10 protein-coding genes are annotated in these 9,795 nt (G+C 66.2%); 5 read left to right on the top strand and 5 right to left on the bottom strand.

What is annotated here, in order from left to right; all coding sequences use genetic code 11:
* Positions 1 to 1,241 (top strand): lipase maturation factor family protein (locus BJQ90_RS13515; protein ID WP_226760768.1); only part of this gene is annotated, 1,241 nt, incomplete at its 5' end.
* Positions 1,242 to 1,265: 24 nt separating this feature from the next.
* Here BJQ90_RS13515 and BJQ90_RS13510 read toward each other — a convergent pair.
* Entirely contained in the window at positions 1,266 to 1,952 is a 687-nt protein-coding gene (locus BJQ90_RS13510) for a response regulator (RefSeq protein WP_226760767.1), read from the bottom strand.
* Positions 1,949 to 3,571, bottom strand: a complete 1,623-nt coding sequence (locus tag BJQ90_RS13505) for a sensor histidine kinase (RefSeq protein ID WP_226760773.1) — start codon at positions 3,569 to 3,571, stop codon at positions 1,949 to 1,951. The genes BJQ90_RS13510 and BJQ90_RS13505 overlap by 4 nt, the downstream gene beginning before the upstream one ends.
* A 291-nt stretch (positions 3,572 to 3,862) precedes the next feature.
* Between BJQ90_RS13505 and BJQ90_RS13500 the strand changes: the two genes are divergently transcribed.
* From BJQ90_RS13500 to BJQ90_RS13485, 4 genes are read left to right on the top strand one after another with little or no spacing between them, the layout of a single operon-like run.
* The gene (locus BJQ90_RS13500; protein ID WP_226760766.1) at positions 3,863 to 4,870 is read left to right on the top strand and encodes a Bug family tripartite tricarboxylate transporter substrate binding protein; all 1,008 of its coding nucleotides are present in this window, start codon (positions 3,863 to 3,865) and stop codon (positions 4,868 to 4,870) included.
* On the top strand, positions 4,867 to 5,379 hold the full coding sequence (locus tag BJQ90_RS13495) for a tripartite tricarboxylate transporter TctB family protein (RefSeq protein ID WP_226760765.1): 513 nt from the start codon (positions 4,867 to 4,869) through the stop codon (positions 5,377 to 5,379). Before BJQ90_RS13500 ends, BJQ90_RS13495 begins: the two co-directional genes overlap by 4 nt.
* Complete coding sequence (locus tag BJQ90_RS13490; RefSeq protein ID WP_226760764.1) at positions 5,379 to 7,013, top strand: tripartite tricarboxylate transporter permease; 1,635 nt, start codon at positions 5,379 to 5,381, stop codon at positions 7,011 to 7,013. Before BJQ90_RS13495 ends, BJQ90_RS13490 begins: the two co-directional genes overlap by 1 nt.
* On the top strand, positions 7,010 to 7,411 hold the full coding sequence (locus BJQ90_RS13485) for a universal stress protein (protein WP_226760763.1): 402 nt from the start codon (positions 7,010 to 7,012) through the stop codon (positions 7,409 to 7,411). The genes BJQ90_RS13490 and BJQ90_RS13485 overlap by 4 nt, the downstream gene beginning before the upstream one ends.
* 134 nt (positions 7,412 to 7,545) lie before the next feature.
* Here the strand turns inward: BJQ90_RS13485 and BJQ90_RS13480 are convergent, their stop codons facing one another.
* Genes BJQ90_RS13480 through BJQ90_RS13470 form a run of 3 tightly spaced genes read right to left on the bottom strand, consistent with a single transcriptional unit; the run spans position 7,546 to position 9,730 of the window.
* On the bottom strand, positions 7,546 to 8,379 hold the full coding sequence (locus BJQ90_RS13480; RefSeq protein WP_226760762.1) for an HpcH/HpaI aldolase/citrate lyase family protein: 834 nt from the start codon (positions 8,377 to 8,379) through the stop codon (positions 7,546 to 7,548).
* A gap of 23 nt (positions 8,380 to 8,402) precedes the next feature.
* Positions 8,403 to 8,972, bottom strand: a complete 570-nt coding sequence (locus BJQ90_RS13475) for a MaoC family dehydratase (protein WP_413463681.1) — start codon at positions 8,970 to 8,972, stop codon at positions 8,403 to 8,405.
* Positions 8,969 to 9,730, bottom strand: coding sequence for a CoA transferase subunit B (locus BJQ90_RS13470; RefSeq protein ID WP_226760761.1), 762 nt, complete (start codon positions 9,728 to 9,730; stop codon positions 8,969 to 8,971). The genes BJQ90_RS13475 and BJQ90_RS13470 overlap by 4 nt, the downstream gene beginning before the upstream one ends.
* Positions 9,731 to 9,795: the final 65 nt, after the last annotated feature.

Raw genomic sequence — 9,795 nt, 5'->3', positions numbered from 1 at the left:
TGCTCGTCCTGGGCCTGCCGCAGCTGGGCCCGCCGTGGGTCCCGCTGCTGGCATTCCTGGCACTGTGGCTGTTGTACATGTCGATCGTCAACGTGGGGCAAACGTTCTACGGCTTTGGCTGGGAGATGCTGCTGCTGGAGGCGGGCTTCATTGTGGCCTTCCTCGGCTCCGACCAGACTCCCCCGCCGCGGACCATCCTGATCCTGCTGGCGTGGCTGGTGTTCCGCCTGGAGTTCGGCGCCGGCATGATCAAGATCCGCGGCGGCCGGGAGTGGCGTGACCTGACAGCCCTGTACTACCACCACGAGACCCAGCCGATGCCCGGGCCGCTCAGCCGGCAGGCGCATTTGATGCCCAAGTTGTGGCACCGGATGGAGGTGTTGGGCAACCATTTCGCGCAGCTGGTGGTGCCGTTCTTCCTCTTCGGCCCGCAGCCGCTGGCCAGTGTGGCTGCGGGGATCATCATCATCACTCAGCTGTGGCTGGTGGCGAGCGGGAACTTCGCCTGGCTGAACTGGATGGCGATCCTGCTCGCCTTCGCCACAGTGAGCGACCCGGTGGCGCATGCGCTCATCCCGGCGATCCCCCTCGACTGGCACGCCGCCGGCACAGGCCCGGATGCCGCAGCGGGTGGGGCTGCCGGCGCTGGTGCCGTGACCGGCAGCCAGGCGCCGGTTGCGTGGCTCGTGGTGGTCCTGCTCGCCACGGTGCTGCTGGTACTGCTCAGCTACCGCCCGATCGAGAACCTGTTCTCCCAATACCAGCTGATGAACGCGGCCTTCAACCGCTGGCAGCTGGGGAACACCTACGGCGCGTTTGGCACGGTCACCAGGCAGCGGATCGAAATCGTGGTGGAAGGCACCCTCGCCGCGGATGCCGACGATACTGCGGACTGGCGGGAATACGACTTCCGCGGCAAGCCCGGCGACGTCCGCCGGATCCCGCGCCAGTGGGCGCCCTACCACCTGCGCCTGGACTGGCTGATGTGGTTCCTGCCGCTGCGCACCGTGCACGAGCAATGGTTCTATGCCTTCCTGGCCAAACTGCTGGAGGCCGACCGGCCCACCCTGCGCCTGCTGCGGCATGATCCGTTCGACGGCGCCCGGCCCCGCTGGGTGCGGGCCAGCAGCTACCTCTACCGCTTCTCCACCCGGGAGGAATTCCGTGCCACCGGCCAGCGCTGGATCCGGATGCTGCTGGACGAGTCCATTCCGCCCCTGTCGCTGCAGCCCGGGGACTGAGGGTGCACCGTTGCCCCGCCGGCGTCACACCGGATTGAGCTCGTAACGGCGCTCTGGACGGCCCGCACCGTATTTGAGCCGCACCTCAACCCTGGCCTCATCGTGGAGGTATTCGAGGTAACGGCGGGCGCTGACCCGGGAGGTGCCCAGCAGGTCCGCGACTTCGGCCGCTGACAGATCCGCTTCGGCGGACTGAAGCACGTCGACCACCCGGCGGAGCGTCTCGGCGCTGCACCCCTTGGGCAGGCGGTTTTCCGTCCGGGCCGTACGCTCAGCGCGTTCCAGCCCGAAGACCCGGTTGACGTCCGATTGCTCGGCAACGTCCTTGGACATGTCCAGGCCCTGGTAAGCGCTGCGATAGTGCTCCAGCCGCTCCTGCAGGTCCGACTGCGAAAAAGGCTTGATCAGGTAGTGGACAATTCCACCGCGCAGGGCCCTGCGGACGGTCTCGACCTCTCGGGCTGCGCTGATCACCAGAACGTCCAGTTCCGGCGCCGTTTCCCGCAGCCTGGCCATGAGGTCCAGGCCGTTGATGTCGGGCAGGTGGATGTCCAGAAGGACCAGATCAGGCTGCAGCCGGGTCGTTTCCGCTATGGCCTGGGCTCCGGTGTGCGCAACCCCGACGACGGCGAAACCCGAAGTGCGCTGGATGAAGCCGGCATGGACTTTTGCCACCATGAAGTCATCGTCGACGATCAGGACCGTGATCAAGTCCGCGCCACCTTTCCCGGGGCCGGCATCCTTGTTGCCGGCGTCCGTGACAGCGGCGTCCTTTTCAGCCGCGCAGTAAAGACGGCCCCGCCGTCGTTGGCCACCGCGAGCGCGCCGCCGCTCCGTTGGCAGACCACCCGCGAGAGGGCCAGACCAAATCCCCGGCCGCCGGCTGGACCGGGCTGCTTGGTGCTGAACCCCTGCCGGAAGATCTCGTCGGCGGCTGCGCCCTCGATGCCCGGGCCGGTGTCCCGGACGGTGATGACTACTTCGTCGCCACTTTCCTCGACGAGGACCCGGACAGAGGCCTCGGCAGCTCCGGTGACGGCGTCGAGCGCGTTGTCCACGAGGTTTCCCACGACGGTTGTCAGGTCCCGGGAGAGTTCGTCGCCCACAGGGGACAGTGACGACGCGTGGTCCAGCTGCAACGGCACACCGCGCTCGGCGGCAAGACTTGATTTGGCAATCAGCAGGGCGGCGAGCGCCGGGTCCTGGATGCGGGTGGTCACGTCGTCATTCAGCCTCGTCCGGTCCACGGTGACGCCGTTGACGAACTGCACCACGGATTCGTATTCGCCGATCTGGATCAGGCCCGAAATGACGTGCAGCTGGTTGGCAAACTCGTGGGCCTGCGCCCTCAGTGTGTCCGTGGCTGTGCGGGTTGCACCCAGTTCGCGTTCCAGGGATGAAAGCTCAGTCCGGTCACGCAGGGTGGCGACGGATCCCATCACCCTGCTCTTGGAACGGATGGGCACGCGGTTCAGCACCACCAGGCGCTCCCCGACCAGCACCATCTGGTCCTGCCCGGGCTGCTCGCCGGTCAGCACTTCCTTGAGCGCCGGTTCCACGGGCAGTCCCGCCAGATCCTTGCCCACGCAGTCCGCCGGCAGGCCCAAGAGCGCACGGGCACTGTCGTTTGCTACGGTAATCCGTCCGTGGAGGTCCAGCGCCACCACTCCTTCCTTGAGCCCGTAAAGCATCGCCTCGCGGTTCTCCACCAGGCCCGAGATTTCGCTGGGCTCCATGCCCAGGGTCTGCCGCTTGACCCTGCGCGACAGCAACAGGGAGCCTGCCACCCCCAGGACGCTGGCCACTCCCAAATAGGTCAACAGGTTCGGTACCGCATCCCCCAGCCGCTCCCAGGTGGACGGATAGTTCCTGCTGATGGACGCAATACCGATCATTGTCCCGGAGTCGTCAAGGACCGGTACGTGGCCCGAAAGCACGGGGATGGCTGTTCCGCCCACTACACCCGTCCAGGCTCGGCCTTCCATCACCCGGCTCGCGCCAAGTTCCAGCGGCCGGCTCAGCAGTCCGGGGTCCGACGACGCCACCACGGTGCGGTCGATCCGGGCGAGGGCCACTTGCGCGGACCCGGAAACGGTGCGGACCGACTCGGCGACGGCGGACAGCGCCGCACTCCCCCGCGGTTCGGCCGAGGGAAGCATCGCCCGGACGGTGGGGTTGCTGCCCAGCGCTTCAGCCGCGGACATTGCCCGGCGTCCCTCGATCCGCTCAAACGCGGCGGCCGATTGGGCCAGGGAGATGGCGACAACGCCGACGAGGACGGCCAGGACAATCAGCAACTGCAGGACCAGATATTGCCCGGCGAGGGACATTCCTCTTCGTCGAGTCACGTGCCGTCTTTCTTGGTGATGGTTCAGCCGGCCTCTTAAGCCGGAGGCCGGGGTACGTCCGCAAAGGTCCCAATCCCCGGCGGTGGGGTGAACTATACCCCACCACGACTACCGCTTTCGGCGCATGTTCCGGCATGGTTGGGGGCCGGAAACGTGAACGAAATGAACTTAACTTTCTCTGCGTACACAAGAGTGATGCCAGTCACTTAGCCGCCTAGCATCAGAGCACCCAGTCAGTTTTTGCTGATTAGTTTTATCGAGAAGAGGAACACCATGCGCCAGATCCGCGCATTGCGAATTGCCGCCGTCGCTGCCGGCATCGCCCTGATGGCCACCGGTTGCGGTGCCACCGCCAAGAGCTCAACGAGCGGAGACGCCAGCGCTGCCGCCGGTCCCGTTACCGGGCTGCAGATTCTGGTCCCCAACTCGCCCGGGGGCGGCTATGACACCACCGCGCGTGCTGCCGCGAAGGTTCTCGCAGACGAGAAGATCGCTACCAACACCGAAGTCTTCAACCTCGCTGGTGCCGGCGGAACCGTGGGACTGGCTCGCATAGTCAACGAAAAGGGCAATGGCGACCTCACCATGCTGATGGGCCTGGGGGTGGTGGGCGCCAGCTACACCAACAAGTCCACTTCCAAGCTGACGGACACCACGCCGCTGGCCAAGCTCATTGAAGAGCCCGGCGCCATCATGGTCGGCAAGGATTCACCCTACAAAACCATCGACGACCTCGTGACGGCGTGGAAGGCCGATCCCGGTTCCATCGCGGTCGGCGGCGGGTCCTCACCGGGCGGCCCTGACCATCTGCTGCCCATGCAGCTCGCAGGAGCAGTCGGAATCGACGCCACCAAGGTCAACTTCGTGTCCTACGACGGCGGCGGCGACCTGCTTCCGGCCATCCTCGGCAACAAGCTCGGCTTTGCTGCCTCTGGCGCCGGTGAGTACCTCAAGCAGATTGAATCGGGCGAGGTCCGTGTACTGGCCACCAGCGGCACGGAGCGGCTGGACGGCGTTGACGCCCCCACCCTCAAGGAATCCAACATCGACCTGGTGTTCACGAACTGGCGCGGCGTCGTCGCCCCTCCGGGGATCAGCGACGTGGACAAGGCAGCCCTCATTGCCGCCCTCGAGAAGATGCATGGCACCGCCGCCTGGAAAGAGACGCTGAAGACGCACAGCTGGACTGACGCCTTTGTTACTGGCGACGAATTCAAGACCTTCCTGACTGAGCAGGACAAGCGCGTGGCGGACGTCCTCACGAAGCTTGGCTTGGCGTGAGCTCCTCACCAACAGTTGCCTCTCGGCTCAAAGGCCGCTCCGAGCTGGGGGTCGCCCTCCTGCTCGGGGCGGCCGGGCTGGTGGTCTTCCTTGACGCCAACGGTCTGGCGACACCCTATTCCAGGTCAGACCCGGTGGGTCCCAAAACAGTGCCCTTCATCGTGGCCGGGCTGCTCGTCATCTGCGCCGTGCTGCTGGCATTAAACGTACTGCGCGGCGGCAGCGGTGAGGCGGAAGGCTGGGAGGACGTTGACCTCGCACACCCCGTGGACTGGAAGACGGTACTGCCCCTGGTGGGCGCCTTCGTCGCCAACATCCTGCTCATCGACTGGGCCGGCTGGGTGATTTCCGGAACCGTGCTGTTCTGGGGCAGCGTGTGGGCCCTCGGCGGGCGCCACTACGTCCGGGACGGCCTGATTTCCCTGGCCCTGTCCATCCTGACCTTTTACGGCTTCTTCCTGGGCCTCGGCATCGCACTTCCCGCCGGTTTGCTGGAAGGGATTCTCTAATGGACGTTTTCTCCTCCCTGATGGACGGTTTCGCCACCGCCCTGACCCCGATGAATCTGCTCTACGCCGTCATCGGCGTAGTCCTCGGCACGGCAGTGGGCGTACTCCCGGGCCTCGGCCCGGCAATGACCGTGGCCCTGCTGCTCCCGGTCACGTATGCCCTGGAGCCAACGAGCGCCTTCATCATGTTCGCCGGGATCTACTACGGCGGCATGTACGGCGGCTCCACCACCTCGATCCTGCTCAACACGCCCGGTGAGTCTTCTTCGGTGGTCACGGCCATCGAAGGCAACAAGATGGCTAAAGCCGGGAGGGCGGCCCAGGCTCTGGCCACTGCCGCCATCGGTTCGTTCGTTGCCGGCACCATCGGCACAACGCTGCTCGCCGTCTGCGCGCCGATCGTTGTCCAGTTCGCTGTCAGCCTGGGCTCACCCAGCTACTTCGCGATTATGGTGCTCGCCCTGCTGGCTGTCACTGCCGTGCTGGGTTCCTCCCGGCTGCGCGGGTTCGCTTCCCTGGGCCTTGGCCTGGCAATCGGACTCGTGGGTATGGACTCCGTTACCGGCCAGCAACGCCTCACGTTCGGATTGCCGCTGCTGGCCGACGGCCTGGACATCGTTGTGGTGGCCGTGGCCATCTTCGCGGTCGGCGAGGCACTGTGGGTTGCTGCGCACCTGCGCCGCACTCCCCTGCACATCATTCCCGTGGGCCGTCCGTGGATGGGAAAGCAGGACTGGAAACGGTCCTGGAAACCCTGGCTCCGCGGAACAGCCTTCGGTTTCCCGTTCGGGGCACTTCCCGCCGGCGGCGCCGAGATCCCCACGTTCCTCTCCTACGTCACGGAGAAGAGGCTCTCCAAGCATCCCGAGGAATTCGGCCATGGCGCCATTGAGGGCGTTGCTGGGCCGGAGGCCGCGAACAACGCGGCAGCGGCGGGGACGTTGACGCCCATGCTGGCGCTGGGCCTTCCCACGAACGCCACGGCCGCCGTTATGCTGGCAGCTTTCACGTCTTACGGCATCCAGCCCGGACCGCAGCTGTTCGCAACCGAGGGACCGCTGGTCTGGGCGCTGATTGCCAGCCTCTTCATTGGCAACCTGCTGCTCCTGATCATCAACCTTCCGCTGGCACCGGTGTGGGCGAAGCTGCTGCAGCTCCCGCGGCCGTACCTCTACGCCGGCATCCTGTTCTTCGCCACGCTGGGCGCCTATTCGGTCAACCTGCAGGCGTTCGACCTGGTTATGCTGCTGGTCCTTGGTGCGCTGGGCTTCATGATGAGGCGCTTCGGGCTCCCCGTTCTGCCCCTGGTCCTAGGTGTCATCCTGGGTCCGCGCCTCGAGGGGCAGCTGCGCAAGACGCTCCAGCTCAGCGCGGGCGATCCGGCAGGACTGTGGAGCGAGCCGATCGCCGTCGGGATCTACGTCATCGTGGCGATCATCCTTTTCTGGCCGCTGCTGATGCGGCTCTGGCGCATGGCCCGACCGGAGGCGGCCCCGGCTGTTGCCGGCATGCAGGCCACGACGGTGCCGGACGCTGCCAGGACAAATGATGAAAACGCGGACACTCTAGCCATGGATGACCGCGCGACGGATACCAGCCAGACCACACCCGCAGGACGACAGGAGAACCCTTGAGCATCATCGTTGGCTACCTTCCCACTCCAGAAGGGACGGCGGCACTGGAAGCGGCCATCTCCGAGGCACGAAAGAACGCGAAACTCCTGGTAGTGATCAATTCCTCACGGGGCGACGCTTTCGTGGACAAACGCTACGCCGTGGACGAGGAAATCTCCGGGATCGAAGAGCGCCTCACGAAGGAAGGCATCGAACACCTCGTCCAGCAGCCGGTCCGCGGCAACGATGCGGCCAACGAGGTCCTGCAGGCGGCCGAACAGCACCGAGCGGAGCTGATCGTCATCGGCCTGCGGAGGCGCACGCCCGTGGGGAAACTGATCATGGGGAGCACCGCCCAGCACATCCTGCTCGAGGCCGACTGCCCCGTGCTTGCCGTAAAGGCCGGCCAGGAGCCTTAGGCGCCGCGAACAGCCGCGGGCTGGAGAGCCGCTACTGAAAGCCCAACGGAAAGCCACACCGAAAGCCACAGGCCGGGAGTCCATCGACTCCCGGCCTGTGGCTTAGCCGCAAGCGGCTGTTCGGGGCGTTCGAGTTAGTGCCCCGCGCGGCGCAGCGTGGATTCGGCGTGCTTGAGGATGGGCCCGTCGATCATCTTGCCCTGGTACTGGAAGACGCCTGATCCTGCCGCAGCGGCGGCGGCTAGGAGCTCCCTGGCCGCGGCGACGTCCGAATCCGCCGGCGCGTACGCATCCCGGACCACGGCCACCTGGTTCGGGTGGATGCAGGCCTTGGAGCCAAAACCCGAGGCGACGGCGTCGCGCGACTCGGCGGCCAGCCCGTCCAGGTCCGGGATGTTGACGTAGACCGAGTCGATCGCCTCCTTGCCGAAGGCTCCGGCCGCGAGCAGCACCGTGGAGCGGGCGTGCAGCGCCACCGCGCGGTAGGCGCCGTCGTCGGTCCTGCTGGAGGTACCGCCGAGGGAGGCCAGCAGATCCTCGGCGCCCCACATCAGCCCGACCACGTTGGGTTCGGCCGCGATCTCGGCGGCGTTCACGATCCCCAACGCCGTTTCACAAAGCGCGATCACACTGTAGCCCTCAAGCTCCCGGAGCTGGGCGGCGCTTTCGGCCTTGGCCAGCATGATGTGCCGGTACGGAGTGTGCTTGAGGCAATGCAGGTCCTTTTCGTGCTCCTCCGTGCCGGCCGGGTTGATCCGGACGATGGTGCGGCTCGGGTCGAGTTCGGGGACGTCGCCGGTGGCGCCGAGCTGGGCGAGGATCGCACCGCGGGCGCGTTGCTTGTCCGCCGGCGCGACGGCGTCCTCGAGGTCCACGATCACGGCGTCGGAGCGCTCGGCCGCCTTCTGGTAGCGCTCGGGGCGGTCGGCAGGGCAAAACAGCAGGGCAGGACCCATCAGGAAACTCATGTCTCTATTCTGTCCTTTTGCGTTCATTCGTGCCGGACAGTTCTTGACCGCTGCGCAGAGATTTCCTGCTGCGCGGCGGTGTGCGCTTCCCGTGTCCACATCAGGCAGCTGCGGGTGGCGAGGGCGACGACCTCGCCGTTCTGGTTCCGGCCGGTGTGTTTCATGGTCACGATCCCCTGCCCGGGGCGTGAGGAGGACAGCCGTTTCCCGGTCACGACAGTCTCTGTGTACAGGGTGTCGCCGTGGTACATCGGGTGCGGGAAGGACACATCCGTGAGCCCCAGCTGCGCGATGATGGTGCCCTGGGTCAGCTGGGGAACGGACTGCCCCACGACGGTGGCCAGGGTGAACATGGAGTTCACCAGGCGTTGGCCGAACGGCTGCTCCGCGCTCCAGGCGGCATCAAGGTGCAGCGCCTGGGTGTTCATGGTCATGGTGGTGAAGAGGACGTTGTCCGATTCGGTCACGGTCCGGCCGGGCCGGTGCGCGTACACCACGTCCTCCTCGAGCTCGTCGAAGTACATTCCGCGCTGTTCGATGATACGGGGTCCGCCGACAGGGGGTTCAGTCACGTGCTGGGGGTTCGCCGTCATACTGTCAGTTCCTGGTCTTCCTCGAAGAGTTCGGCGCCGGTGGCCGCGGCCACGTCCTCCACCGTTACGTTGGGGGCGAGCTCCCGCAGGACCAGCCGGGACGTGCCGTCGTCGGTCACGACGTCGATGACCGCGAGGTCGGTGATGATGCGGTCCACGCACGCTTTGCCGGTCAGTGGCAGCGTGCACTGTTCCACGATCTTGGGCTTGCCGTTCCGGTCCACGTGCTCCATCATCACGATCACCTTTTTCGCGCCGAACACCAGGTCCATGGCGCCGCCCATGCCCTTGACCATCTTGCCCGGGATCATCCAGTTGGCCAGGTCACCGTTCTGGGCCACTTCCATGGCACCGAGCACGGCCACATCCACATGTCCGCCGCGGATCATGCCAAAGGAGGTGGCGGAGTCGAAGAACGCGGCGCCCTTGTTGACCGTCACGGTCTCCTTCCCGGCGTTGATCAGGTCCGGATCGACGTCGTCCTCCCCCGGGTACGGTCCGACGCCGAGGATGCCGTTCTCGGAATGCAGGACCACCTCGACGCCGGCCGGGATGTAGTTCGGGATCAGGGTGGGCATGCCGATGCCGAGGTTGACGTACTGGCCGTTGCGCAGTTCCTGCGCCACCCGCGCGGCCAGTTCGTTCCGCGTCCAGCCCTTGCTCTCCACCCCGGCAGGGTGCTCGACGGCGGCCGGCCGGTATTCGTGGCGGACCGCTTCGGGGCGCGGCGGGGCACCCTGCAGGCTGTTGGATTCCATGGCCTAGGCTCCTGACTGGTCTGGTGCAGTGGTGGGGGCTGCAGTGGTGGGGGCTGCTGTGGTGG

It is taken from the genome of Arthrobacter sp. SO3 (genome assembly GCF_020532825.1).
Lineage (GTDB): Bacteria > Actinomycetota > Actinomycetes > Actinomycetales > Micrococcaceae > Arthrobacter.
The sequence above is the reverse complement of the archived record's forward strand: the minus strand, read 5'-3'. Positions and strand labels throughout refer to the sequence as shown.